This is a genomic window from Streptomyces sp. NPDC003327, assembly GCF_053589515.1.
Genome location: NZ_JBSFSA010000048.1, coordinates 1 through 25875, shown reverse-complemented (window position 1 = coordinate 25875; position 25875 = coordinate 1). Strand labels below are relative to the sequence as shown.

General features: G+C 74.5%; 18 protein-coding genes. 4 read left to right on the top strand and 14 right to left on the bottom strand.

The genetic code is table 11. From position 1 onward, the window contains the following. Nucleotides 1–97: 97 nt before the first annotated feature. From ACWDVG_RS27120 to ACWDVG_RS27105, 4 genes are all read right to left on the bottom strand, one after another. Nucleotides 98–421: a hypothetical protein gene (locus ACWDVG_RS27120; protein ID WP_451702809.1), complete on the bottom strand. Its 324-nt coding sequence runs from the start codon at nt 419–421 to the stop codon at nt 98–100. Further along, the gene (locus ACWDVG_RS27115) at nt 418–786 is read right to left on the bottom strand and encodes a WhiB family transcriptional regulator (protein WP_384896794.1); all 369 of its coding nucleotides are present in this window, start codon (nt 784–786) and stop codon (nt 418–420) included. The genes ACWDVG_RS27120 and ACWDVG_RS27115 overlap by 4 nt, the downstream gene beginning before the upstream one ends. Before the next feature lie 172 nt (nt 787–958). Then, on the bottom strand, nt 959–1300 hold the full coding sequence (locus ACWDVG_RS27110) for a hypothetical protein (RefSeq protein WP_451702806.1): 342 nt from the start codon (nt 1298–1300) through the stop codon (nt 959–961). A gap of 171 nt (nt 1301–1471) precedes the next feature. Continuing rightward, nucleotides 1472–3649: an ATP-dependent DNA helicase UvrD2 gene (locus ACWDVG_RS27105; RefSeq protein WP_451702805.1), complete on the bottom strand. Its 2178-nt coding sequence runs from the start codon at nt 3647–3649 to the stop codon at nt 1472–1474. 146 nt (nt 3650–3795) lie between these two features. On the opposite strand from ACWDVG_RS27105, the gene ACWDVG_RS27100 reads away from it, so the two are divergent. Then, the gene (locus tag ACWDVG_RS27100) at nt 3796–4038 is read left to right on the top strand and encodes a mycoredoxin (RefSeq protein ID WP_451702804.1); all 243 of its coding nucleotides are present in this window, start codon (nt 3796–3798) and stop codon (nt 4036–4038) included. 93 nt (nt 4039–4131) lie between these two features. Here the strand turns inward: ACWDVG_RS27100 and nudC are convergent, their stop codons facing one another. The 6 genes from nudC to ACWDVG_RS27070 form a co-directional block, all read right to left on the bottom strand. After that, the gene (nudC, locus tag ACWDVG_RS27095; RefSeq protein ID WP_451702802.1) at nt 4132–5079 is read right to left on the bottom strand and encodes an NAD(+) diphosphatase; all 948 of its coding nucleotides are present in this window, start codon (nt 5077–5079) and stop codon (nt 4132–4134) included. Nucleotides 5080–5111: 32 nt separating this feature from the next. After that, entirely contained in the window at nt 5112–6527 is a 1416-nt protein-coding gene (locus ACWDVG_RS27090; RefSeq protein WP_451702800.1) for a dipeptidase, read from the bottom strand. 10 nt (nt 6528–6537) lie between these two features. Continuing rightward, nucleotides 6538–10002, bottom strand: a complete 3465-nt coding sequence (locus ACWDVG_RS27085) for a UvrD-helicase domain-containing protein (RefSeq protein WP_451702799.1) — start codon at nt 10000–10002, stop codon at nt 6538–6540. 60 nt (nt 10003–10062) lie between these two features. After that, a complete protein-coding gene (locus ACWDVG_RS27080) occupies nt 10063–10902 on the bottom strand; it encodes a hypothetical protein (protein WP_451702798.1) in 840 nt (279 codons plus the stop codon). A 114-nt stretch (nt 10903–11016) separates the two neighbouring features. Continuing rightward, the gene (locus ACWDVG_RS27075) at nt 11017–14487 is read right to left on the bottom strand and encodes an ATP-dependent helicase (RefSeq protein ID WP_451702796.1); all 3471 of its coding nucleotides are present in this window, start codon (nt 14485–14487) and stop codon (nt 11017–11019) included. A 305-nt stretch (nt 14488–14792) separates the two neighbouring features. Next, entirely contained in the window at nt 14793–15188 is a 396-nt protein-coding gene (locus tag ACWDVG_RS27070; RefSeq protein ID WP_451702795.1) for an MGMT family protein, read from the bottom strand. Nucleotides 15189–15431: 243 nt separating this feature from the next. Between ACWDVG_RS27070 and ACWDVG_RS27065 the strand changes: the two genes are divergently transcribed. The 3 genes from ACWDVG_RS27065 (at nt 15432) to ACWDVG_RS27055 (ending at nt 21540) form a co-directional block, all read left to right on the top strand. Continuing rightward, nucleotides 15432–18152: a lysylphosphatidylglycerol synthase domain-containing protein gene (locus ACWDVG_RS27065; protein ID WP_451702793.1), complete on the top strand. Its 2721-nt coding sequence runs from the start codon at nt 15432–15434 to the stop codon at nt 18150–18152. A gap of 172 nt (nt 18153–18324) precedes the next feature. After that, complete coding sequence (locus ACWDVG_RS27060) at nt 18325–19905, top strand: alpha/beta hydrolase (RefSeq protein ID WP_451702791.1); 1581 nt, start codon at nt 18325–18327, stop codon at nt 19903–19905. A gap of 54 nt (nt 19906–19959) precedes the next feature. Further along, nucleotides 19960–21540 carry an alpha/beta hydrolase gene (locus tag ACWDVG_RS27055; protein ID WP_451702789.1) on the top strand — a complete coding sequence of 527 codons (1581 nt, stop codon included), beginning with the start codon at nt 19960–19962 and terminating at the stop codon, nt 21538–21540. A 143-nt stretch (nt 21541–21683) separates the two neighbouring features. On the opposite strand, the gene moeZ is transcribed toward ACWDVG_RS27055, so the two are convergent. The 4 genes from moeZ to ACWDVG_RS27035 all read right to left on the bottom strand — a co-directional run. Next, a complete protein-coding gene (moeZ, locus tag ACWDVG_RS27050; RefSeq protein ID WP_451702787.1) occupies nt 21684–22862 on the bottom strand; it encodes an adenylyltransferase/sulfurtransferase MoeZ in 1179 nt (392 codons plus the stop codon). A 63-nt stretch (nt 22863–22925) separates the two neighbouring features. After that, entirely contained in the window at nt 22926–23672 is a 747-nt protein-coding gene (locus ACWDVG_RS27045; RefSeq protein ID WP_451702785.1) for a spherulation-specific family 4 protein, read from the bottom strand. Continuing rightward, on the bottom strand, nt 23660–24631 hold the full coding sequence (locus tag ACWDVG_RS27040; protein WP_451702783.1) for an NAD-dependent epimerase/dehydratase family protein: 972 nt from the start codon (nt 24629–24631) through the stop codon (nt 23660–23662). Before ACWDVG_RS27040 ends, ACWDVG_RS27045 begins: the two co-directional genes overlap by 13 nt. A 129-nt stretch (nt 24632–24760) precedes the next feature. Further along, a partial coding sequence (locus ACWDVG_RS27035) for a hypothetical protein (protein ID WP_451702780.1) occupies nt 24761–25875 on the bottom strand: 1115 nt, incomplete at its 5' end.

Sequence of the window (25875 nt, the reverse complement as noted above, 5' to 3'; positions counted from 1 at the left end):
CTGGTGACGATAGCCCCGCGGCCGGCCGCGGCGCGGACAACGCACCGCGGGGGCCGGTCCGTTCGGACCGGCCCCCGCGAGGGCATCACGGTGATGCTCAGTTCATGACGGCCATGGCGAGCGCGCGGCGGGCGCGCAGCGAGACGCGCTCGGCGCGCCGCTGCATCCGCCGGGCGGCGATCAGGCGCACGGCCTGACGTTCCGCCTCGGCCTCACGGTGCCGCTCGTGCATATGCGCACGGGCCAGGGCTTCTGGGATGAGTTGCATTTCACGGGTCCTGTTCTGACGTGCGGTGTGCGCGCCGATGGTGGAGAAGACTGGGGTCGCGGAGCCGGTGGGCTCGGTGGCGGGCGTGGTCATCGGGGCCTGCTTCTGGGGATCGTGCGTGAGGGGGCGGTCGACGGTTCCGGTGGCGTTCATGCCGCGACCGGGTTCTTGCGCGGGCGGCCGCGGGGCCGCTTGCGGGCGACGACCACGCCCTGGACGAAGAGCTCGCCGCCCCAGACGCCCCAGGGCTCGCGGCGCTCCTTGGCGCCGGCCAGGCAGGCCGCCATGAGCGGGCAGGTCCGGCAGAGGGACTTGGCGTACTCGACGTCGGCCGGGGACTCGGCGAAGAAGACCTCGGGGTCGTAGGCACGACACGGAACGGGTACGCCGAGGTTCTCGATGGCGTCGTCGAGCGCGGTGAGCGCGGTGAGGGGGGTCAAAGCGGGGTCCTCCGTGAGGCCGGGCAGGGGGATCGATTCGGAAGGCGGTACGGACGGGGCGTGCGCTTCGAGTTGCACGGTGGTTATTCCTCGTCTGGTCGTTCCGGCCTGTTGGCCGGGGTTTCGGCTGGTACCGGGTGTCGCTGTCCCGAGGCCCCTTCGTTCCGTCGTCCCCGTTCGGGGACAAACAGAAGGGCCGCGGATCCCGGGTGGGGTTCCGCGGCCCTGAAGGCGCCGGCCTGATCGTCGATCAGGCTGGATCACTCCAGGGTTCGAGCCCACGGAAGGCCCACATGGTGTGGTGGTGCGTCGTCGTCTGCTGCTGGGTTCCGGCACCGGTCGCCGCAAAGCCATAAGCCTTGGCCTTGCCTGCTACTCCCGCGTCCAGTGCCTTGGTCGGTCGCTCATTGCGCTCGATGGCGGGCATGCCGAGCCGGGACAGACCGGTGACGGGCAGACCGCTGCCAAGGAACGCAAAGGCGGAGAGGCCGAGCGAGCAGGTGGAGGCGGCCGAGCGATCGGTCATTTTGGCGGTGCTGATGAAGCCGGCAACGCTGGCGGTGCTGGTCTTGATGGCGGTGGTGCTGATCACTGGAATCGCCTCCTCTCGGCGTCTCGGAGGGTTCGGTGTGAGCCGGACCCTCATGTTCATTTGGACAAGTACAGCACGAAGACAGGGCTTCCAAGAAGCCGCTGTTTCCGTGGTTAAGAACCTATGGGGCTTGACGGGGCGGGCGCAAACTATTTTTGCGATGAGTTTCACTCAGTCCTCGTGGTCCCCCTCGTCACCGTCCCCACCTGCGCAGATGCTCAGCACATCGGCTCCGAAGCGCTCCAGCTTGCGGGCGCCGACGCCGGAGATCGAGGACAGCTCCCCGTCGCTGGAGGGCACGCGCTCCGCGATCGCCATGAGGGTCTTGTCGGTGAAGACGCAGTACGCGGGCTGGCCGAGTTCCTTCGCCTGCTCGGAGCGCCACTCGCGCAGCCGCTCGTACAGCGCCTCGTCCATGTCCGAGGGGCAGTCCTCGCAGCGCATCAGCTTCATCGCGCCCGCTTCGGTGAGGGTGGCGCCGCAGACCCGGCACAGGACGGGGCCGCGCCGCTTGCGCTGCCTGCCGCCGCTACCGCGCTCGATGCCGCCGCCCCCGCCGCCGCCCGCCGCGCCGAGCGCGCCGGATCCGGGCCTGAGCCCCTTGAGGAAGCGGGTCGGGCGCCGGGAGGCCCGGCCGCCCGGGGAGCGGGAGAGCGCCCACGAGAGCGAGAGGTGCAGCCGGGCGCGGGTGACGCCCACGTACAGCAGGCGGCGCTCCTCCTCGACCTGCTCGTCGGTCTTGGCGTAGGTGATCGGCATCATGCCCTCGGTGAGGCCGACCAGGAAGACGGCGTCCCATTCGAGGCCCTTGGCCGCGTGCAGCGAGGCGAGGGTGACGCCCTGGACGGTCGGGGCGTGCTGGGCGGCGGCCCGCTCGTCGAGTTCGGCGACGAGGTCGGAGAGGGTGGCGCCGGGCTTGGCGCGGGCGAAGTCCTCGGCGAGCCGGACGAGCGCGGCGAGGGACTCCCAGCGGTCGCGCACGGCGCCGGAGCCGGCGGGCGGCTCGGTGGTCCAGCCGTTGCTGGAGAGCACGGCTCGGACCTGGGCCGGCAGGTCCTCGGCGTCGTCGAGCAGCGCGTCGTTGCCCCCGGCGCGGGCGGCGCCGCGCAGGGCGACGCCCGCCTTGCGCACCTCCTCGCGGTCGAAGAAGCGCTCGGCGCCGCGCAGCTGGTAGGGCACTCCGGCGTCGGCGAGGGCCTGCTCGTAGACCTCCGACTGGGCGTTGATCCGGTAGAGGACGGCGATCTCGCCGGCCGGGACCCCGGCGGCGATGAGGTCGCGGATGCGGCGCGCGGTGCCCTCGGCCTCGGCGGGCTCGTCCGCGTACTCGGTGTAGGCGGGCTCGGGTCCCGGGTCGCGCTGGGAGATCAGCTCCAGGCGGTGCTCGGCGGCCTTGCCGCGGGCCTGGCTGAGCAGCCCGTTGGCGAGGTGGACGACCTGCGGGGTGGAGCGGTAGTCGCGGACCAGCTTGACCACGGTGGCGTTCGGGTGGCGGGTGCGGAAGTTCAGCAGGTGATCGGGGGTGGCGCCGGTGAAGGAGTAGATCGTCTGGCTGGCGTCGCCGACGACGCACAGGCTGTCGCGGTCGCCGAGCCAGAGGTCGAGCAGCCTCTGCTGGAGCGGGGAGACGTCCTGGTACTCGTCGACCACGAAGTGCTGGTACTGGCGGCGGATCTGGTCGGCGATGTCGTGGCGGTCCTGGAGGATGCCGACGGTCAGGAGCAGCACGTCCTCGAAGTCGATCACCGAGCGGTCGCGCTTCAGCTGCTCGTACAGGGCATAGATCTGGCCAATCTCGGCCGGGTCGCGCGGGGCGTCCCTGACCGACTTGGCGACGGCCGCGGGGTAGTCGGCGGGCACGGTCTGGGTGACCTTGGCCCACTCGATCTCGCTGGTCACATCGCGCAGCTCGTTCCGGTCGAGCCGGACGCGGCAGCGGGCCGCGGCCTCGGCGACGAGCTGGATCTTCCGCTCCAGGAGCCGGGGCAGCTCGCCACCGACCGCTTTCGGCCAGAAGAACTGGAGCTGGCGGAGGGCCGCGGAGTGGAAGGTCCTGGCCTGCACGCCCCCGGCCCCGAGCTGGCGGAGCCGCCCCCGCATCTCGCCGGCGGCGCGGTTGGTGAACGTGACGGCCAGCACGCTGGCGGGCGGGAGTATGCCGGCCCGCACGCCGTACGCGATGCGGTGCGTGATGGCCCGCGTCTTGCCCGTGCCGGCTCCCGCCAGCACGCACACCGGGCCGTTCAGGGCCAGGGCGACCTCGCGCTGCTCGGGGTCGAGCCCGTCGAGCACCGCGTCGGCCGTCTCCGGGACCTGCGGGAAGAGAGTGGAGTGCGTTGCTGCTGTCACCCCGCCATGCTGCCAGGTTCGCGGGGGTCGGTGCGGCGGCTTGTCCACAGGCCCGTGCCCGCGGTCATACGAATTCCGGGAATGGCCCGGCGGGGGCGTACGTTCTTCCTCTCGGCACCGACCCCGAACCAGAGGAGCGCCAGGCCATGCAGGGCACTGTGACGATGTACAGCACCGAGTGGTGCGGCTACTGCCGTCGGCTGAAGAGCCAGATGGACCGCGAGGGCATCGCGTACACGGAGATCAACATCGAGCAGGACCCCGAGTCGGCCGCGTTCGTGGAGAAGGCCAACGGCGGCAACCAGACCGTGCCGACCGTCCTCTTCCCGGACGGCTCCACGCTCACGAACCCCTCGCTCGCCCAGGTCAAGCAGAAGATCGGCGTCTGAGCGGGCCCGAGCGGCGGGCGCACGACGCCTGTGAACGAAACCCCCGGCCACAACGGCCGGGGGTTTCGTCGTGGGGGTGGCCGAGGGCCGGCGTCAGACGACGTCGCCGGGCTTCGGGAGGGGCTTGCCGTACCAGAGCTCGATGAGCCGGGAGGCGATCGAGATGCCGTACGGGGGAAGGATCTCGCCCGACTCGAACCCGGCGGCGAGCTCCTCGCGGGAGAACCAGCGGGCCTCGTGGATCTCCTCGCCGTCGACGGTGATCTCGGCGGAGGTGGCGCGGGCGAAGAAGCCGAGCATCAGGCTGGACGGGAACGGCCAGGGCTGGCTGGCGACGTACTCCACCTCGCCGACCGTGACGCCGGCCTCCTCGAAGACCTCGCGGACGACGGCCTGCTCGATGGACTCGCCGGGCTCGACGAATCCGGCGAGCGTCGAGAAGCGCCCCTCCGGCCAGTGGACCTGGCGGCCGAGCAGCGCGCGGTCCTGGTCGTCCGTGACGATCATGATCACGGCCGGGTCGGTGCGCGGGTAGTGCTCGGCGCCGCAGGCCTGGCAGCGGCGGATGTGCCCGGCGGCCGCGATCACCGTGCGCTCGCCGCAGCGCGAGCAGAAGCGGTGGAGCCGCTGCCAGTTCTCCAGGGCGACGGCGTGCACCATGAGGCCCGCGTCCCGGGGCGAGAGCAGCAGGCCGGCCTCCCGCAGCCCCGCCGGGCGCGCGGACTGGTCCATGCGGCCGGGCAGCGAGTCCTTCTGGAGCGCGAAGTAGGAGACGCCGTCGGCGTCCGTGCCCAGGAAGTAGCGGTGGGTCTCGGTGACCGGGGCCTCGAAGGCCGGGGTCATGACGAGTTCGGTGGTGCCGTCCGGGCGGTCGTCGATCAGCACCTGACCGCCCGAGACCACGAAGACGCGGGTCGTGGGGTGGCTCCAGGCGGCCGCCAGCCAGGCCTCGTCGAGGCGGTGGTGCGCGGCCCGGTCGATGCCGCTCGGTGCGGTGAGCGAGATCGGGCGGTCTGCGGACGCGTTGTTCAAGGTGCTCACAGGTGCTTCCATCCCCCGGATCGGTGTGTGGTTCAGCGCGCGGCGTGGAGGGCGGCGGGCAGGTCGCCCCACAGGTAGGCGGTGGTCTCCACGCCCTTCATGAGGAGGTCGAGCTCGACCTTCTCGTCCGGGGCGTGCCAGCCGTCGGACGGGACCGAGATGCCCAGGAAGAGCACGGGCGCGGCCAGGACGTCCTGGAGGTCGGCGGCCGGTCCCGAGCCGCCCTCGCGGGTGTAGCGGACCTTCGCGCCGTCGAAGGCCCGGCTCATGGCGCCGGCGACCGCCGTGAGGGCCGGGTGGCCGAGCGGCGTGAGGCAGGGGCGGGTCGGGGCGCCGAAGACGATTTCGTACCGGATGCCGGCGGGGACGAGGCCGGCGAGCCAGTCCCGTACGGCCCGTTCGATCGTGGCGGGGTCCTGGCCGGCGACCAGCCGGAAGGAGAGCTTGAGCTGCGCGGAGGCCGGGACGATCGTCTTGCCGCCGGGGCCCTGGTAGCCGCCGCCGATGCCGTTGACCTCGGCGGTCGGGCGGGCCCAGACGCGCTCCAGGGTGGAGTAGCCGGCCTCGCCGAGGGTGCCGTACGACTTGGCGGTGCGCAGCCAGGCGGCCTCGTCGAAGGGCAGCTCGGCGACGAGGGCCCGCTCGGCGTCGGTGAGTTCCGTCACGCCGTCGTAGAAGCCGGGGATCGCGACGCGCTCGTGCGCGTCGTGGAGCGCGGCGACGATCCGGCCGGCGACGGTCGCCGGGTTGGGCACGGCGCCGCCGAACGAACCGGAGTGGATGTCCTGGTCGGGGCCGTACAGCGCGATCTCGCAGTCGGCGACCCCGCGCATGCCCGTGCAGACGGTGGGCGTGGTCTCGGACCACATGCCGGTGTCGGAGACGATCACGGCGTCGGCGGCGAGCCGCTCGGCGCGCTCCTCGACCAGGGCGCGGAAGTGCGGCGAGCCGGACTCCTCCTCGCCCTCGATCAGCAGCTTGAGGTGGACGGCGGGGGTGGTGCGGCCGGTGGCGGCGAGGTGCGCGCGGACGCCGAGGGTGTGGAAGAAGACCTGGCCCTTGTCGTCGGCGGCGCCCCGGGCGTACATCCGGCCGTCGATCACGGTCGGCTCGAAGGGCTCGGTCCGCCAGCCGTCCTCGCGGGCGGCGGGCTGCACGTCGTGGTGGCCGTAGACGAGGACGGTCGGCGCGTCCGGGTCGTCGGAGGGCCACTCGGCGAAGACGGCGGGGGCGCCGGCGGTCTCCCAGATCTCGACGGTGGTGAAGCCGGTGCCGGTGAGCTTGGCGGCGAGCCACTCGGCGCTGCGTCGCACGTCCCCGGCCCGCTCCGGCTGCGCCGACACGGAGGGGATGCGGAGCCACTCGGCGAGGTCGCCGAGGAAGGCCTCGCGGTGCTGCTCGATGTACGTGCGTACGGCGTGGACGGCGTTGTCCGGGGTCTCGCTCATGAGGCCGAGCCTATCCGGCGCCGGAGGGTGCCCCGGCCAGCAGGATCGCCTCCAGCTCGGCGCGGCCCGCGAGCCGGGCGGGCCGGGCGACCTCACCCGTACGGACGTACACGAAGGCGGCGTCCACCTCCTCCGGCTCCAGGCCGTGCTGCTCGGCCCAGGCCAGCCGGTAGAGCGCCAGCTGGAGGGGGTCGGCGGTGCGCCGGTGGCTGGTCTTCCAGTCGACGATCTCGTACGCGCCGGTCTCCGGGTCCCGGTAGACGGCGTCGATCCTGCCCCGGACCACCCGGCCCGCGAGGGAGAGGTGGACGGGGACCTCGACGCGGTACGGGGTGCGGTGGGCGTACGGGGTGCGGGCGAAGGCCTCCTTGAGGCTGTCGAGGTCCCGCTCGTCCAGGATCTCGGGCTCGCCCGCGAAGTCCTCGCCGCCGGGCAGCTCCTCCGGGCCGAGGAACGGCAGCGGCAGCTCCTCGAACCGGGACTCCACCCACGCGTGGAAGCGCGTGCCCCGCCGGGCCGCCGGCTGCGGCGGCTTCGGCATCGGGCGCGCCAGCTCCTGCGCGAAGCCGTCCGGGTCGGCGGCGAGGCGCAGGACCTGGGAGGCGGAGAGGTACGCGGGAAGGAGGACGTCACGGGTGGTGGCGCGGCCGCGGCGGAGCTCGGCGGTGAGGGCGGTGAGGTCGCGGTCCCAGGAGGCGATGGTGCGGGCGTCCTCGGCGGCGAGCGGTGCGGCCTCCTCGCGGGGGCCCGGGACCGCGTCCCTGTGGGTGTCCTCGGGGAGGGCCTCCTCGTCCCGGAGGGGCTCCTCGTCGAGCCAGGGGTCCTCGCCGTCGGCGGGCTCCCACTCGTCCCACGCGGGGGCCTCGTCCGGCCACGGGCCTTCCGGGCCGGCCGGGGAGGCGGAGGCCGTGTCAGCGGTCCCCCGCGCGTCCGTCGTGGTGTCCGTGGCGGTGTCCGTCGTGGCGTCCCCCGTGTGGGCCCACAGCCGGGACCGCACCAGGTCCGCCGCCGCCTTCCGCCGCCGGAACGACTCCTCGTCCAGGGGGAGCGGCCAGGCCTGCTCCCGGTCCTGCTCGGCCAGGAGGGGGTTCTCGGCGTCGGGGAGCGGTTCGTCCGCCCAGGCCTCGATGTCACCGTGGCCGGCGGCGCAGTGGTCGTACAGGGCGAGGAGGAAGTCGGAGGGGCCCCGGGGCTTCTTCTGGGACGGGCCCCACCAGTGGGCGGAGCCGAGCAGCAGGGAGCGGGGGCGGGTGAAGGTGACGTACCCGAGGCGGAGCTCCTCGGTGCGCTGGTGCTCGCGCAGGGCGGCCTTGAACGCGGCGAAGGCCTTGGCGTCCCAGGCGTCCAGGCCGGGCAGGGTGGCCGCGTCGCCGCGCAGGGCGTGCGGGAGGACCTGGGGCTGCGAGGTCCAGGACTCGCGGGCGCGGGCGCTCGGGAACTGTCCGGCGACGAGCCCCGGGACGGCGACGACGTCCCACTCCAGGCCCTTGGACTTGTGGGCGGTGAGGACCTTCACGGTGTTCTCGCCGCCGGGCAGGGCGTTGTCGAGGCCCTTCTCGTACTGGGCGGCCGTGCGCAGGAAGCCGAGGAAGGCGAGCAGGCTCGCCTCGCCGTCGAGGGAGGCGAAGCCCGCGGCGACGTCGAGGAAGTTGCCGAGGGTCTCGCGGCGGCGGGCGGCCAGGGCGTGCGGGGAGGCGGAGAGCTCGACCTCGAGGCCCGTCGCGGCCAGGACGCGGTGGAGGACGTCCATGAGGGGATCGGCCAGCGAGCCGCGCAGGGCGCGCAGTTCGGCGGCGAGGCGGGCGAAGCGGACCCGGGCCTCGGCGGAGAAGGGCAGTCCGTCGTCCGGTGCGCCGCCGGAGTCGAGGAAGGTGTCGAGCGCGTCGGCGAGGGAGATCACCTCGGCCGGGTCGACGCCCTCGACGGCGGCGGCGAGCCGCTGCTCGGGGTCCGGCTCGTCGCCCCCGCGGTGGACCAGGAGGCGGGCGCGGCGGCCGAGGAGGGCGAGGTCCCGGGGGCCGATGCGCCAGCGGGGGCCGGTGAGGAGGCGGACGAGGGAGGCGTTCGCGCCGGGGTCCTGGAGGACCTCGCAGACGGCGACGAGGTCGGCGACCTCCGGAAGGTGGAGGAGGCCGGAGAGGCCGACGACCTCGACCGGTACGTCGCGGGCGACGAGGGCGGCGTGGATCGCGGGGAAGTCGGTGGCGGTCCGGCACAGGACGGCGATCTCGCCCGGCTCGCGGCCCGTGCGGACGAGGTGGGCGAGGGAGTCGGCGAGCCAGTCGATCTCCTCGGCGTGGGTGGGCAGCAGCGCGATCCGCACGGTGCCGTCGGCCTCGGCGCCGGGGGCGGGCCGCAGGGCCTCGACGCCCTCGTGCAGGGCGCGCAGCGGGGCGGCGAGCCCGTTGGCGAGGTCGAGGAGCCGGCCGCCGCTGCGCCGGTTCTCGGAGAGGGAGTAGCGGGTCGCGGGGCGCCCGTCGGCGTGCGGGAAGTGCTCGGGGAAGTCGTCGAGGTTGGCGACGGACGCGCCGCGCCAGCCGTAGATGGCCTGGCAGGGGTCGCCGACGGCGGTGACGGCGTGGCCGGTGGTCGCGCCGGACGGGCCGCGGCCGAAGAGGCCGGAGAGGAGCAGCCGCTGGGCGACGGAGGTGTCCTGGTACTCGTCGAGGAGGACGACCCGGAACTCGTCGCGGAGGACGGCGCCGACCTCGGGCCGGGTGGTGGCCAGCTCGGCGGAGAGGGCGATCTGGTCGCCGAAGTCGAGCAGGTCGCGGGACCGCTTGGCGGCGCGGTAGCGGACGACGAGGTCGAGGAGTTCCCGGCGGGCGGCGGAGGTCTCGGGGATCTTGCGCAGGTCGGCGTTGCTGAGCCGGGCGTCGGCGAGGCCGGCGAGGAGCCCGGAGTCGTACGCGAGGAGCTCCTCGGGCCGCACGAGGTGCTCGGCCAGCTCGGCGTCGAGGGCGAGGAGGTCGGTGACGAGGGTCGGGAAGGACTTGGTGAGCGCCGGGTACGGGCCGGGAGCCTCGCGCAGGACGCGGGCGGCGAGCTGGTAGCGGGTGGCGTCGGCGAGGAGCCGGGAGGTCGGCTCCAGGCCGAGGCGGAGGCCGTGGTCGATGAGGAGCTGCCCGGCGAAGGCGTGGTACGTGGAGATGCGGGGCTCGCCGGGCGGGTCCTCGGGGCCGAGGGGGTCGGGGTCGGTGACGCCCGCGCGGACGAGGGCGGTGCGGACGCGCTCGGCGAGTTCGCCCGCGGCCTTGTTGGTGAAGGTGAGGCCGAGGACCTGCTCGGGGGCGACCTGGCCGGTGCCGACCAGCCAGACCACCCGGGCGGCCATGACCGTGGTCTTGCCGGAGCCGGCTCCGGCCACGATGACCTGCGGGGCGGGCGGCGCGGTGATGCAGGCCGTCTGCTCCGGGGTGAACGGGATGCCGAGGAGCTCCTTGAGCTGCTCGGGGTCGGTGATGCGTGCGGTCACCCCGAAGAGGCTAACGGGGCCGACCGACATTCCGGCCCCGCACCTCTCTCACCTGCGGTTTCAGACGGGGGCTTCGCCGTTGAGACGGGACAGGTCGACGGTCTCGTCGGCGGGCGGGACCTCCACCTTCACCGGCTTGTCGTAGTCGGAGAGGACGATCGAGCCGGGTTCGTCGCCGCCGGTCTTCACCATCTTCAGGATGTACGGCTTGCCCTCCCGGGCGACGGAGACGGTCGTCGTCTCGCCGCCCGCCTTCTTCTTCACGAGGGTGGCGACGGGGGTGTCGTCGACCTCGCCGTCCGCGCCCCGGGTCAGTCCGCGGCGGTCGGCCTTGTCCTCGCCGAGGTCCGCGAGGAGCGACTTCAGGTCGCAGATGCCGCCGAGGTCGTCGCTGCCGGCCTGGCCGGGGGCGATCTTCAGCCAGCGGCCCTTGATGAGCTCGATGGTGGTGGCGATCTGCGCGTCGGGCATGCCCTGGGAGGCCATGGAGGCCCGCCAGAAGGTCTCGTCGCCCTTCATGTACGTGATGTCGTCCGCCCGGCGCAGCTCCGCCGTGCCGCCCGCGACCTTCATCCGGCCGGTGCACTCGTTCTTGTCGTTGAGGGCGAGGTCGAGGTCGACGGGCTGTTCGTCGGTGACGACCCGGCCGGTCATCCGGAGCGAGGTGGCCGACTGGGTGGCGGTGACCGCGCGGTCGGCGATCTGGTCGGGGGTGAGGTCCTCGAACGGATCGGGGGACGGGGCCAGGAGGGCGGCGGGGGCCTGGGGGGCGTCGGCCGTGGGGCCCGGGCGGGCCGCCGTCGCGTCGGGCGCCGCCCAGGCCGCCGCGGGAGCGGGACCGGCGACGACGACGGCGGCGCAGACGACCGCCGCGGCACGGAGCTTTCGCTGGGACGGCATGCGAGCCTCCTCCACGGATCTCCCCCGGGACCTCTCACCAGGGTCACCCCACGCGCGCGTGCCCGCTACTCCTCGGAGTGAGGAGGGAGCGGGGAGGGGGTTCCGTCCCCCGGCTCAGTCGACGACCTGGCGGCCCTCCGGCCGGGCGCTGCACGCGGCGCGGAACGCGCAGGTCGTGCAGTGGGTTCCGGTCGTGGGGGTGAACCGCTCGTCGAGGACCCGGCCGGCCGCCGTGGCCAGCAGCTCCCCGACCCACTCCCCCGTCGGCGCGCCCTGCGCCTGAACCTTCGGCAGGGCGTCGCCGCCCTCCTTCCTGGGGGCGGCCTGCCGCAGCTGGACGAGTTCGGCGCCGCCCGGCTCGGGGCGGCGGCCGTCGAAGACCTCGTCGAGGGCGCCCTCGCGGACCGCCAGCTGGTAGACGGCGAGCTGCGGGTGGTGGTCGACCTCGTCCCGGGTGGGGGCCGACTTCCCGGTCTTGAAGTCGACGACGTACGCGCGGCCCTGGGCGTCGGTCTCGACCCGGTCCATGGAGCCGCGGATGCGGACCTCGTACGCGCCCGCCTCGAGGGTCACGTCGAAGTCGACCTCAGAGGCGGCGGGGGTGCGGCCGCCGCGGTCCATCACGTGCCAGCGCAGGAAGCGTTCGAGCGCCACGCGCGCGTGGGCCTTCTCCTGGGCCGACTTCCAGGGGGCGTCGAAGGCGAGGGCGTCCCAGACGGAGTCCAGGCGGGCCATGAGCACGTCGAGGTCGGCCGGGGTGCGGCCGGAGGCCACATCGTCGGCGAGGACGTGCACGACGTTGCCGAAGCCCTGGGCGGCGGTCGCCGGCTCGGCGGCCTTCACCTCCCGGCCCAGGAACCACTGGAGGGAGCAGGTGGTGGCGAGGCTCTCCAGGGCGCTCGGCGACAGCGCGACGGGCCGGTCCCGGTCGCGCAGCGGCACCTCGCTGCGCGTCGGCTCGGCCAGCCCCCACCAGCGGTCCGGGTGCGCGGCCGGGACCAGCGGCTGGCCCTCGTCGTCGGCGAGCGCGGCGAGCCGGGCCAGCCGGTCGGCGGCCGCGGCGCGGAGCGCGGGCGAGGCGTCAGGGTCGACGGTGGTGGCGCGGAGCTCGGCGACCAGGGCGGAGACGGCGAGCGGGCGGCGGGGACGGCCCGGCACCTCCTTGGGCTCGACGCCGAGTTCGGTGAGGAAGCGGGACGGCTGGTCGCCGTCCTCGGCCGGGGCCTTCACGGCGGTGACGACCAGCCGTTCGCGGGCGCGGGTGGCGGCGACGTAGAAGAGGCGGCGTTCCTCGGCGAGCAGGGCGCCGGGGCTGAGGGGCTCGGCGAGGCCGTCGCGGCCGATGCGGTCGGCCTCCAGGAGGGACCCGCGCCGGCGCAGGTCGGGCCAGAGGCCCTCCTGGACCCCGGCGACGACGACGAGGCCCCATTCGAGGCCCTTGGAGCGGTGCGCGGTCATCAGCCGCACCGCGTCCGGGCGCAGGTGGCGGCGGGTGAGGGTGTCGGCGGCGATGTCCTGGGCGTCCAGCTCCTCCAGGAAGTTGCGCACGCCGCGGCCGCCGAGCCGTTCCTCGGCGCGGGCGGCGGTCTCGAACAGGGCGCAGACGGCGTCGAGGTCCCGGTCGGCGTTCCGCCCCGCGGGCCCGCCGCGCAGGGCGGCGCGCTCCAGGCGGCCGGGCCAGGTGGTGCCGTTCCAGAGCACCCAGAGGGCCTCCTCGGCGGTGCCGCCGGCGGCGAGGAGGGTGCGGGTCTCGCGGAGCAGGTCGCCGAGCCGTCGTACGCCGCGGGCGTACGTGTCGTGGGCGACGAGCCGCTCCGGTTCGGCGAGCGCGCGGGCGAGCAGCACGTCGGAGGGCGGCGGGACCTTGTTGCCCGCGGCGCGCTCCTCGTCGCGGAGGGCCCGCCCGAGACGACGCAGGTCGGCGGGGTCGACGCCCGCGAGGGGCGAGGCGAGCAGTTCGAGGGCGGTCTCGACGGGGAGCCACCCGGCGGCCCCGGCCGACGCGGTCTCCGGGCCCGGGTCCGGGCCCGGGTCCGGGCCCGGGTCCACGTCCGACTCCGCCGAATCCGACTCCGACGCGCCCTCCGACTTCGCCGCCGGGCCCGAACCCGACGCGCCCTCCGACTCCGGCGCGGCGCCCGGACCCGGAACCGACCCCGACCCCGCGTCCGCCGCCGGGTCCGGCGTGGCCACCGCGCGGAGGGCGAGGAGCAGGGGGGCGACCGCCGGTTCGTGGCGGAGCGGGGTGTCGGCCGCGTCCGTCTCGACGGGGACGCCCGCCGAGGTGAGGGCGCGGCGCAGGGACGGGAGGGACGCGGCGGCGCGGGTGAGGACGGCCATGTCCTGCCAGGGGACGCCGTCCTCCAGGTGGGCGCGGCGCAGCAGGTCGGCGATGTTCTCGGCCTCGACGGACGCGGTGGGGTACGTGTAGGCCTCGGCGCGGCCGCCGTCCCGTACGGGCGCGAGGTCGCGGTGGGCGCGGACCTTGGCGGCGGGGAGGCGGGGCATGGGCATCCGCTGGGCCAGGAGCCGGGTCGCGGCGAGGAGCCGGGCGCCGGAGCGGCGGGAGGTGCCGAGGACGCGCACGGGGGCGTCGCCGGTCCCGGTCGGGGAGGGGGCCGGGAAGTGGGCCGGGAAGTCGAGGATGCCGTTCACGTCGGCGCCGCGGAAGGCGTAGATCGACTGGTCGGGGTCGCCGAAGGCGACGAGGGTGCCGCGGCCCCCGCCCGCGAGGGCGCGCAGGAGCCGGACCTGCGCCGGGTCGGTGTCCTGGTACTCGTCGACGTACACCGCGTCGTACGAGGGCAGGGTGACGCTCCCGGCGAGCAGCACGGCCCGGTGGACGAGTTCCGTGTAGTCGAGGACGCCCTGGAGGTCGAGGACGTCGAGGTACTCGGCGAGGAAGCCGGCGGCGGCCTTCCAGTCGGGGCGGCCGACGCGGTCGGCGAAGCGGCCGAGGGCGTCGGGGCCGAGGCCCAGCTCGCGGGAGCGCGCGAGGACGGCGCGGACCTCGTCGGCGAAGCCGCGGGTGGTGAGGCAGGCGCGGAGCTCGTCGGGCCAGCGGACGCTCGCGCGGCCGCTCTTCTCCAGGTCGATCTGGCCGGCGAGGAGCTCGCGCACGGCGAGGTCCTGCTCGGGTCCGGAGAGGAGCCGGAGCGGTTCGGCGAAGAGGTCGGCGTCCTGGTGGGTGCGGATGAGGGCGTAACAGTACGAGTGGAAGGTGGTGGCCTGCGGGGGGCGGCGGCCGCCGAGCCGGGTGGCCATGCGGTCGCGGAGTTCGACGGCGGCCTTGCGGCTGAAGGTGAGGACGAGGATCCGCTCGGGGTCCGCACCCTTCTCCATGCGGGCGGCGACGGCCTCGACCAGCGTCGTCGTCTTTCCGGTGCCGGGCCCGGCGAGGACGAGAAGCGGTCCGCCGGTGTGGTCAACCACTTCCCGCTGGGCTGCGTCCAGCTGAGGGGGATCCACCGGGGCCGGCGTGGTACGCACCAGTCGGTACGCGCCCGGGGTCCGCTGCCTGCCCGGAGCCGGGTACGGCTGTCCCTGGTCCGGCGGCGTACGCCGGGTGGTGGAGGAGGAACTCACGTGGATCGCCGGTCCTGGTGGGAGTGGTGGTGCGGGTGAGGCAGTCGTGTGCGGCGACCCTCGCCGCGAGAGGCGCGGACCTCGACGTTACGCGAAACGGGGCGCCGCCGAGCCGTGCTCGGCGCGACCGCGCCTCCCGCGTGCCGCCCGCGCGGGCCGCCCGGGCCGTCCGCCCTCGGGCGACGCCCTCCGGTGTGAGTTCCGGCACCCCGGGCTCGCGCGCCCCCGGTTCAGGCGCCCCCGACTCGCGCACCCCGGGTTCACACACCCCCGCTTCAGGCGCCCCCGACTCGCGCACCCCGGGTTCACGCGCCCCCGAGCCCCGCCCCGTCCCCGGCCGCGCTCCCCGCCTCGCCGCCGTCCCAGCGCGCCCGGCGCATGTCGATGCGCGGCAGGTGCCCCTCGGTGGCCGGGCCGGACTCGCGCAGCGGCGTGCCCTCCGCGCGGTAGTGGTCGAGGGCGCGCAGCTCGTGGCCGGGCAGCAGTCGGCCGTCGGCGCGGACCACGCGCCACCACGGCGCCGTCCCGCCGTACAGGGCCATGACGCGGCCGACCTGGCGCGGCCCTCCCTCGCCCAGCCACTCGGCCACGTCGCCGTAGGTCATCACCCGGCCGGGCGGGACGGCGTCGGCGACGTCGAGCACCCGTTCCGCGTACGCGGGCAGTTCCGCGGGCTCCCCCACGGGTTCCTCCATGCTCATCCGGCCCATCCTGCCTCACTCCACCGACATGGCCCTGATGCCTCCGCCCGGCGGCTCTTCGTGCCACCATCGTCCGGGCGGTGACTGGTGATACGAGATCAAGAGCGGCAAGAGCCGCGAGAGCGACACGAGAGACACGAGAGACACGAGAGACACGATCTGGACGACGGACGAGACGCGCACGAGCGACACGAAGCAGACGCACGAGAACGAGACCGACGCGACGCACATGCAGAGACGGACATGCTGATGGGCCCGGACACGCAGCCTCCCGGGGAGGCGGAGCCCGACCTGCCCGAGCGGGTCTCCGGTGACGAGCCGCTGCTCGCCGCCCGTGTCCACCGTCCCTCCGACCTCATGCGGCTGCTCGCCGGGCTCCTCGCCATCGGTCTCGTCATCGGCGTCGCCTACTTCGCGCACGCCACGACCTCCGGTCTCGAACAGGACATCAACAAGGGCGCCGGCGGCGCCCCGGACGTCTTCGTCAAGATCGCCGGTCTCGTCTCCTCGATCGCGGTCCTGCTGGTCCCGGTGGCCTTCGCCATCGAGCGGCTCATCAAACGGGACGGCCTGCGCATCGCCGACGGCGTCCTCGCCGCCGTCCTCGCCCACGGCGTCACCCTCGCCGTCGACCTCTGGGTCGCCAGGGCCGCCCCCGACGCGATCCGGGACGCCCTGACGCAGCCGCAGTCGGGCGGCGGACTCACCGACCCCGTGCACAACTACCTCGCGCCGGTCATCGCGTACATGACGGCCGTCGGCATGGCCCGCCGTCCGCGCTGGCGGGTGTCGCTGTGGGTGGTGCTGCTCCTCGACGCGTTCACGATGCTGGTGGCCGGCTACACCACCGCCCTCTCGATCGTCCTCACCATCCTGATCGGCTGGACGGTGGCGTACGGCACGCTGTACGCGGTCGGCTCGCCGAACGTCCGGCCGACCGGCCAGACCCTCCTCGCCGGCCTGCGCCGGGTCGGCTTCCGCCCGGTGACCGCGCTGCGCGCCGAGGGCGTGCCGGATGCCGCCGACAGCGGCGACCGGGGCCGCCGGTACATCGTCACCCTGGAGGAGGGGCCACCCCTCGACGTCACCGTCGTCGACCGCGAGCAGCAGGCGCACGGCTTCTTCTACCGGGCGTGGCGACGGCTGACCCTGCGGACCATGACCACGCGCCGGTCGATCGTCTCGCTGCGCCAGGCCCTCGAACAGGAGGCGCTCCTCGCCTACGCGGCCATCGCCGCCGGGGCCAACGCGCCGAAGCTCATCGCCACCTCGGAGCTCGGCCCGGACGCGGTGATGCTCGTGTACGAGCACATCGGCGGCCGCAGCCTGGACTCGCTGGACGACCGGGAGATCACCGACGAGCTGGTCCGCAGCGCCTGGCTCCAGGTGCGGGCGCTCCAGTCGCGCCGGATCGCGCACCGCAGGCTCGCGGGCGACGCGATCCTGGTGGATCGTTCCGGCAGGGTGTTCCTGACCGATCTGCGCGGCGGCGAGATCGCGGCCGGCGACCTGATCCTGCGCATGGACATCGCGCAGCTCCTCACCACCCTCGGCCTGCGCGTCGGCGCCGAGCGGGCCGTCGCGGCCGCCGTCGAGGTCCTCGGCCCCGACAGCGTCGCCGACTGCCTGCCGCTGCTCCAGCCGATCGCGCTGAGCCGCTCCACGCGCGCGACGCTCAGGCGGCTCGCCCGGGAGCGGTCCAAGCGGGAGCGGGAGGCCGTGCTCGCCGCCTCGGAGGCGGCCAAGCGGGAACGGGAGCTGGCGAAGGCCGCCGCGCACGCCGAGCACGAGGCCCATGCCCAGGCGGAGGCGGCCGAGCCGGGCCGTGCCCACCCGGCCGACGTGTCCGACCGGAAGGTCGTGCGCACCGAGACCAAGGCAGAGGTCAAGGCCGAGAAGCGGGCGGACAAGAAGGCCGAGAAGCGGGCCCTCGACGAGGCGCTGGACGAGGCCCGCGAGGAGGACCTGCTCGCCCAGATCCGCCGCCAGGTGCTGCTGATCCGTCCGCAGGCGCCGGTGGAACCGGTCCGCCTCGAACGGATCAAGCCGCGGACGCTGGTGAGCCTGATCGCGGGCGCCGTGGCCGCGTACTTCCTGCTCTCCCAGATCGCCCGCACCCCGCTGTCGACGGTCAGCGAGGCGGACTGGCGGTGGGTGGCGGCGGCCGTCCTCTTCTCCGCGCTGAGCTACGTGGCGGCGGCGATGAGCCTGCTCGGCTTCGTACCGGAGCGGGTCGGGTTCTGGCGGACGGTCGTCGCCCAGGTCGCCGGCTCCTTCGTGAAGATCGTCGCCCCGGCGGCGGTCGGCGGCGTCGCCCTGAACACCCGCTTCCTGCAGCGCGCGGGCGTACGGCCCGGGCTCGCCGTGGCGTCCGTCGGCGCCTCGCAGCTCTTCGGGCTCGGGGCGCACATCCTGCTCCTGCTCGCCTTCGGCTATCTGACGGGGACGGAGAAGTCGCAGTCCTTCACGCCGTCGAGGACGGTCATCGCGGGGCTCCTGACGGTCGCGGTGCTCTTCCTCGTCGTGACGGCCATCCCGTTCATACGGAAGTTCGTCTCGACCCGGCTGCGCTCGCTGTTCGCCGGGGTCGTCCCGCGCATGCTGGACGTGCTCCAGCGCCCGAAGAAGCTGATCACCGGCATCGGCGGGATGCTGCTGCTGACCGGCGCGTTCGTGCTCTGCCTGGACGCCTCCATCCGGGCCTTCGGGCACGGCACCGCGACCGTCAGCTACGCGAGCGTGGCCGTCGTCTTCCTCGCGGGCAACGCCCTGGGCTCGGCGGCGCCGACGCCCGGCGGCGTCGGCGCGGTCGAGGGCGCGCTCACCGCGGGCCTGGTGCTGGTCGGCCTGCCCATCGAGGTCGCCACCCCCGCGGTCCTGCTCTACCGTCTGCTGACCCTCTGGCTGCCGGTCCTGCCGGGCTGGATCTGCTTCAACTGGCTGACGAAGCGCGAGGCGCTGTAGCGCCCGCGCGGTCCCACCGCCGGATCCGCCGCGCCCCGCCGCCATCGGCCCCGCGCACCTGCCCGCCCGGGCCGGGAGCCCAGGGTGGTCCAGGCCCGGCCCCCGCCCCCGGCGGCACCCACTTGGCCCCTCGTCCCGCGCGAGGGGCCGGGGCCGGGACCACCATGGGGGCATGCCGAACTCCGCCGCCCACCGTGCCGCCCTGCTGACCGCCATCGCCGTGCTGCTCGCCGCCGGGTGTTCGGACGGGGGCGGCGACGCGGCGGGGCCGACCACGTCGAACGGCGCCGCGACCGAGGGCCTCGCGGTGCTGACGGAACAGAAGCTGGCCTGGGCCGCCTGCCCGCCGCCCTCGCCCGCCGAGGGCGGCGGCGACGCGCCCACGCCGCTGCCCGGCGGCACCGCCTGGGAGTGCTCCTTCCTCCAGGCGCCGCTCGACTGGGCCGAGCCCGGCGGCGAGACGATCGAGCTGGCCCTGATCCGGGCCAGGGCCCGCGACGCCTCCCGGCGGATCGGCTCCCTCGTCTTCAACTTCGGCGGCCCCGGCGGCTCCGGCGTCACCGGACTGCCCGGCTTCGCGGGCGACTACGAGTCCCTGCGCACCCGCTACGACCTCGTCTCCTTCGACCCGCGCGGAGTGGGCCGCAGCGACCCCGTCGAGTGCGCGACGGACAAGGAGCTGGACGCCTACTACGCGCTGGACTTCACGCCGGACGACGCCGCGGAGGAGCGGACCCTCTCGGACGCGCAGAAGAAGTACGCGGCGGGCTGCGAGAAGGACGCGGGCGCCGCCCTGCCGCACGTAGGCACCGAGAACGCCGCCCGCGACCTGGACCTGATGCGCCAGGTCCTCGGCGACGAGAAGCTGCACTACTTCGGCATCTCGTACGGCACGGAACTCGGCGGCGTCTACGCCCACCTCTTCCCGAAGAACGTCGGCCGGGCCGTCTTCGACGCCGTCGTCGACCCGGACGCCGGCGTCGAGGACGGGGCGCTCGGCCAGGCGAAGGGCTTCCAGCTCGCGCTCGACAACTTCGCGCAGGACTGCGTGGACCGGGGCGACGAGTGCGCCCTGCCCGGCAGCACCGTCGCCGAGATCGAGGCCGGGGTCACGGACCTCCTCGCCGCCCTCGACAAGAAGCCGATCCCGGGCATCGGCACCCGCAGGCTGACCCAGACGCAGGCCACCAACGGCATCGCGCAGGCCCTGTACTCCAAGGAGTTCTGGCCCTATCTGGAGCAGGGCCTCGAAGCGGCCGACGGCGGTGACGGGGCCCTGCTGCTCGCCCTGTCGGACTCGATGAACGGGCGTGGCCAGGACGGCGGTTACAGCAACATCCAGGCCGCCAACGCCGCCATCAACTGCGTGGACTTCAAGGAGCGCTACACCCTGGGCCAGGCCAAGGAGCGGCTCGGCAAGTTCCGCGAGGCCTCCCCCGTCTTCGGCGACTTCATGGGCTGGTCGCTGGCGAGCTGCTCGCAGTGGCCGGTGGAGGGCCTCTGGGAGCACCCGGACGTCTCCGCGCCGGGCGCGGCGCCGATCCTGGTGGTCGGTACGACCGGCGACCCCGCCACGCCGTACGAGGGCGCGCGGGCGATGGTGCAGGCGCTCGGCGCCGGGGTGGGGGTGGAGCTGACGTACGAGGGCGAGGGCCACGGCGCGTACAACAGCGGCAACGCCTGCGTGAAGAAGGCGGTCGACGCCTACCTCCTCGACGGCAGGACCCCGCCCGCGGGCACCACCTGCACGTAGCCCCCAGGGGCTGCCCCCTAGGATGTCGGACCTGTCCGGCTCCTGGGGGAACACATGTCCGTACGCCCGTCCCGTCCTTCGCTCCGCCTTCGGCTCGGCGTCCTGGCCGTCGGCGGGGCGCTCCTGACGTCCTGTACGGGGACGGGTGGCGGGGCCGCGCCGACCGCTGCGCCGAAGGGCGCGTCGTCCGCGCCCACCGCCGGGGACGCGAAGCCGTCCGCGCCGGGCGTGCCGCCGCTCCCCGCCTCCCTCACCGGCCAGCGCCCGCGGTGGCAGCCGTGCGCGGCCCCCGCGGGCGGCGAGGCGCCGGGCCGGGACTGGCGGTGCGCCACCGTGCGGGTGCCGCTCGACCACGCGGCCCCGACGGGCGCCACCCTCCCCGTCGCCCTGATACGCAAGGAGGCGCGCGACTCCGGGAGGCGGATCGGCTCGCTGCTCTTCAACTTCGGCGGGCCCGGCGCCTCCGGGGTGGAGATCCTGCCGCAGGCCGCCGAGGAGTACGAGAAGCTGGGCGGGCGCTACGACCTGGTCGGCTTCGACCCCCGGGGCGTCGGCGGCAGCGGCGCCGTCGTCTGCCGCGACGACGCCGAACAGGCCGCCGCAGAGGCCGCGGTCGACCTCACCCCGGACACGGCCGCCGAGGAGGCCGCGTACCTGAAGGACAACGCCGACTTCGCCGCCGGCTGCGCCCGCCGCTCCGGCGCCGTCATCGCGCACACGACGACCACCGCGACCGCCCGCGACCTGGACCTGATCCGGCGGGTGCTCGGCGACGACAAGCTGCACTACATGGGCGTCTCGTACGGGACGCAGCTCGGCGGCACGTACGCCCACCTCTTCCCGGGGAACGTCGGCCGGCTCGTCCTCGACGCGGTCGTCGACCCGACCGCCGACACCGTGGGCCACGCCCGCCACCAGACGATCGGCTTCCAGCGGGCCCTGGACAACTACCTGCGGAGCACCGGCGAGGAACCGAAGGCGGGCACCGAGCGGATCACCCGGCTCCTGGCGGAGCTCGACCGCGAGCCGCTGCGGGTGGGCGAGCGCCGGCTGACGGACGGTCTGGCGCTCACCGGGATCGCGGTGACGTTGTACGGGGAGGCCAACTGGCCCCTGCTGACGCGGGCGCTGGAGGAGGCCGAGGACGGGCAGGGCGCGACGCTGCTCAGTCTCGCCGACTGGTACAACGACCGGGACGAGAACGGGCATTACGCGACGCAGACCCACTCCCAGCGGGCCATCTCCTGCGCGGACTCCAGTGAGCGGCCGACGGTCGAGCGGGCGAAGGCGCTGCTGCCGGAGTTCCGGCGGCTCTCCCCCGTCTTCGGCGCCTTCCTGGCCTGGGACACGGCCGGCTGGTGCGCCGAGTGGCCAGTGAAGGGCGAGCGCCGGACGCCGGAGGCGAGCGCCCCGGGCGCCGCGCCGGTCCTGGTGGTGGGGACGACGGGCGACCCGGCGACCCCGTACGAGGGCGCGGAGCGGATGGCGAAGGAGCTGGGTGAGGGCGTCGGGATCCTGGTCACCAACGAGGGCGAGGGGCACGGGGCGTACGGCACGTCGGCGTGCGTGACGCGGACGGTCGACGCCTACCTGCTGGACGGGAAGGTCCCGGCGTACGGCACGACCTGTTCCTGAGACTGCCGGCCTGTTCCTGAGACTGCCGACCTGTTCCTGAGGCTGCCGGCATGTTCCTGAGACTGCCGGCCAGCTCCTGAGGCGGCGGGCGGACGCACGGAGGCCCCGGACCGGTGTGCGGTCCGGGGCCTCCGTCGCGCGGATCAGTAGACCGGCTTGTCCGGCTCGATCTGGTGGACCCAGCCGATGACGCCGCCGCCGACGTGCACCGCGTCCGCGAAGCCCGCGGACTTCAGGACCGCGAGGACTTCCGCACTGCGGACACCCGTCTTGCAATGCAGGACGATCTTCTTGTCCTGCGGCAGGTCCTGGAGGGCGTTGCCCATCAGGAACTCGTTCTTCGGGATCAGCCGGGCGCCCGGGATCGAGACGATCTCGTACTCGTTGACCTCGCGGACGTCGATGATGTCGATGTTCTCGCCGTCGTCGATCCACTCCTTGAGCTGCTTCGGAGTGATCGTGGAGCCGAGCGCCGCCTCCTGGGCCTCCTCGGACACGACGCCGCAGAAGGCCTCGTAGTCGATGAGCTCGGTGACGGTCGGGTTCTCGCCGCAGACCGCGCAGTTCGGGTCCTTGCGGACCTTGACCTGGCGGTACTGCATCTCCAGGGCGTCGTAGATCATCAGGCGGCCGACGAGCGGCTCGCCGACGCCCGCGAGGACCTTGATGGCCTCGGTGACCTGGATGGAGCCGATGGACGCGCAGAGCACGCCCAGGACGCCGCCCTCGGCGCAGGACGGGACCATGCCCGGCGGCGGGGGCTCGGGGTAGAGGCAGCGGTAGCAGGGGCCGTACTCGGACCAGAAGACCGAGGCCTGGCCGTCGAAGCGGTAGATCGAGCCCCAGACGTACGGCTTGTTCAGCAGCACGCAGGCGTCGTTCACCAGGTAGCGGGTGGCGAAGTTGTCCGTGCCGTCGACGATCAGGTCGTACTGGCCGAAGATCTCCATCACGTTGTCGGCCTCGAGCCGCTCCTCGTGAAGGACCACGTTCACGTACGGGTTGATGCCGAGCACGCTGTCGCGCGCCGACTCGGCCTTGGAGCGGCCGATGTCGGCCTGGCTGTGGATGATCTGGCGCTGGAGGTTGGACTCGTCGACCTCGTCGAACTCCACGATGCCGAGCGTGCCCACGCCGGCGGCGGCGAGGTACATGAGCGCGGGCGAGCCGAGGCCGCCGGCGCCGACGCACAGCACCTTGGCGTTCTTCAGCCGCTTCTGCCCGTCCATCCCGACGTCCGGGATGATCAGGTGGCGGGAGTACCTGCGGACCTCGTCTACGGTGAGCTCGGCGGCCGGCTCGACCAGGGGTGGCAGCGACACGGGGACTCCGGTTGTCGGTATGTCAGTACGGTTGTTCTCCCCGTAACACTGCCACGCCCCTTCTCATTCCGAGACACCCAGTCCGATACGCGAGACGATTTCGTCCCAGTAGCCGGGCAGGGAGTGAAATGGGGCACTTTGTCCCCGGCCCGCCGTGCGGTCAGTGAAGAAGATCGTTCCCGCCCCCTGCCAGCGGGCGATCCGCAGCGCCTCGTCGAGGTGCGTGCGCGGCACCCCGTGTACGAGGTGGACGAACTTCGCCTCCGGGTAGTCGGCGGTCCACTCCGCCACCTGCGACCAGCGGTAGTCCGTCCAGGCGCCGGAGAAGGTCACCAGCTGGTGGGCGGTCTCCGCGTACCCGGGGTGGGGGTGGGTGCCGTGGCCGAGGACGAGGTGGGCCTCGCCGCCGAGGACCGCCTCCAGCGTCGCGGTGAGCCGCCGCGTGCCCCCGAGGTCGGCCCGGTCCGAGGGCGCGCGGTCGAGGTAGAAGCCGTCGACCTTGTACCAGTCGAGGAAGCGGTGGGCGTCGGAGACCAGCTCCCCGAAGGGCCGGGAGCCGAAGGCCAGGTCCAGGTGGCCGAGCACCCGCACCCCCGCGTTGCGGAGCTTGCCCGCCGCCTCCAGGCAGTGCGGATCGGGGCGGGTGCCGGGGCCGTCCGCGACGTTGAGCACCGCCCAGTGCAGCGGCGTGCCCGGCCGGGTCAGCTCCGCCCACTCGACGGGCGCGAGCAGCGGGTGCGCGTAGCCGGGGACGCCCACGCCGACCGCCTGGACCGCTCCGGTGGCGGTGGCCGCCGTCAGATGCGACACGCCGCCTCCATCCAGATGTCGGCGAGCGACTCCTCCAGGTTGATGCGGGGGCGCCAGCCGAGCCGGTCGCGGGCGGTGCGGACGTCCGCCTGCTGCCAGGGCCCGCAGCCGTCGGGGTACGGATAGGGGGCGGCCGCCAGTTGTTCGGCGATGGTCGCCTCGGTGCGCGGGGCGCCGATGAGCGGGCGCTGCGGCATGCCGTGCGGGGCGTCCAGCTCGTGCAGGTTGCCGGTGTAGCCGGCCACCCGGGCGAGGACGGCGGCCGCGTCCCTGAGCCGTACGGCCCGGCCCGTGCCGATGTTGACGACGCCCTGGGCGGCGGAGAGCGAGGCGGCGTGGACGGCCCTCGCGACGTCCCGGACGTCCACGAAGTCGCGCTGTACGCCGAGGCCGCTGAGTTTCAGCTCGCCGTCGCCCGCCTGCATGGCGCGGCGCATCGCCTCGGCGAGCCGGCCGAGCGGGGAGCCGGCGGGCGTGCCCGGTCCGACCGGGGAGAAGACCCGCAGGACGACGGCGTCGAGGCCGGAGCCGAGGACGAGTTCGGTCGCCGCCAGCTTCGACACGCCGTACGGGCCACCGGGGCGGGGCACCGCGTCCTCGGCCGTGGACGAGCCGGGCTGGCTCGGCCCGTACTCCGAGGCGCAGCCGACCTGGACCAGGCGGGCGCCGCAGCCGCTGCGACGCAGGGCCTCGCAGACGGTGGCGACGGCGACGGTGTTGTGCCGGGTCAGGTCGCGGGCGCCGCCGCGGGTGGCGCCCGCGCAGTTGACGACGACGCCGGGGTGGACGGCGTCCAGGAACCGGGTGAGGGCGCCGGGGCTGCCGCTGGCGAGGTCGAAGCGGACGTCGGCGTCGTCGCCCCGGCCGAGGGCGGTGAGGTGGACGGCGGGGTCGGCGAGCAGGCGGTCGGCGACGAAGCGGCCGATGAAGCCGTTGGCTCCGAGCAGTAGCACCCTCATCGTGCGGCCCCTTCGTGCCGACCGGCCGGTGCTGGGGGTTGACGGGTCATGGTCTTCGGTCTCCTTGCGAGGTGATGAGAGGGGGCCGGGCCGCGCCCGCGGCGTCGGCTCCGCGGGTGCGTCCGGGGGTCAGGGGGTGACGTGGGCCGAGGCCCGGGAGAGGACGCCGGTCGCGTGGGCCAGCAGGCCGAGCGCGGCGGCGCCGCAGACGAGGGCGGGTACGGCTCCGGGGCCCCAGGCGTCGGTGACGGACCGCACGGGGGCGTCGAGCGCGTCGAAGCCGGGGACGGGGACTCGGGCGCTGAGGACGCTCGCGAGGGCGAGGGCCTCGGCGGCACAGGCGGCGGCGAGCGCGGAGGCGGCGGTCTCCGGGAAGCCGTGGACGGTGAGGAGCCGGGCGAGCAGCAGGAGGGCCCCGAGCGCGAGCGCACCGGCGCTGAACCCGGTGAGCGCGAGCAGGGCGGTCAGGACGGTGAGGTGGAGGGCGACGGTGCCGAGCAGCAGCGGCCGGGTGGCGGCGGCGAAGTCGGCGAGGCCCCGGCTGTCGGCGATCCGGCGGCGGGCCCGACTCGCGAAGAGGCGGGCGCACCAGGCGGCGGGCGCGACGGCGGGTGCCAGGGCGAGGAGCAGCGGGGCGGGGGCGAGGGGCCAGGGGCCGTCGGGCCCGCCGGTGAGCACCTCGGCGAGGAGGCCGTCGCCGCCGACCGCGTACGCGAGGAGCCAGCAGGTCCACAGGGCGGCGGCGGGGACGGTACGGCCCTCCGGGGCGCGCAGGGGGCCGGAGCGGACGGCGAGCAGCAGCGCGCCGCCGAGGCCGAGCGCGCCGGCCGCGGCGACGGCGGTCCCGGCGGTGCCGTCGGTGAGCCGGAGGCCGAGCCAGGTGAGTCCGGCGACGGCGCCGGGCGCGAGGGTGGCGAGCACCCAGGAGAGCCGGACCGGCTCGCGCGGGGGCGCGGGCGTCTCGCTCCGGCCGCCGCGGGGCACGCGGGCGTAGAGCTCCTCGGCGAGCGCGAAGACGTCCCGGTGGCGGTAGCGGGCGGCGGTGCGGTCGGTGTAGCCCTGCGCTTCGAGGCCGGCCGCGATCTCCAGCGGGTCGACGGCCCGTTCGCACAGCTCCCGGTGCCGGTGCATCAGCACCTTGACGGGGTCGGCGGCCCGTCGCCCCCGCCCGGCGGCTCGCCCGGCCCCCGGTGGAAGGCGACCCGGTCGGCACCCGGCCACGGCGAGAACGCGCTGTTCCCGTG

Coding starts and splice junctions, on each gene's coding strand:
- ACWDVG_RS27120 (WP_451702809.1), bottom strand. CDS start 421: ATGAACGCCACCGGAACCGTCGACCGCCCCCTCACGCACGATCCCCAG.
- ACWDVG_RS27100 (WP_451702804.1), top strand. CDS start 3,796: ATGCAGGGCACTGTGACGATGTACAGCACCGAGTGGTGCGGCTACTGC.
- ACWDVG_RS27090 (WP_451702800.1), bottom strand. CDS start 6,527: ATGAGCGAGACCCCGGACAACGCCGTCCACGCCGTACGCACGTACATC.
- ACWDVG_RS27080 (WP_451702798.1), bottom strand. CDS start 10,902: ATGCCGTCCCAGCGAAAGCTCCGTGCCGCGGCGGTCGTCTGCGCCGCC.
- ACWDVG_RS27070 (WP_451702795.1), bottom strand. CDS start 15,188: ATGAGCATGGAGGAACCCGTGGGGGAGCCCGCGGAACTGCCCGCGTAC.
- ACWDVG_RS27065 (WP_451702793.1), top strand. CDS start 15,432: ATGCTGATGGGCCCGGACACGCAGCCTCCCGGGGAGGCGGAGCCCGAC.
- ACWDVG_RS27060 (WP_451702791.1), top strand. CDS start 18,325: ATGCCGAACTCCGCCGCCCACCGTGCCGCCCTGCTGACCGCCATCGCC.
- ACWDVG_RS27055 (WP_451702789.1), top strand. CDS start 19,960: ATGTCCGTACGCCCGTCCCGTCCTTCGCTCCGCCTTCGGCTCGGCGTC.
- ACWDVG_RS27040 (WP_451702783.1), bottom strand. CDS start 24,631: ATGAGGGTGCTACTGCTCGGAGCCAACGGCTTCATCGGCCGCTTCGTC.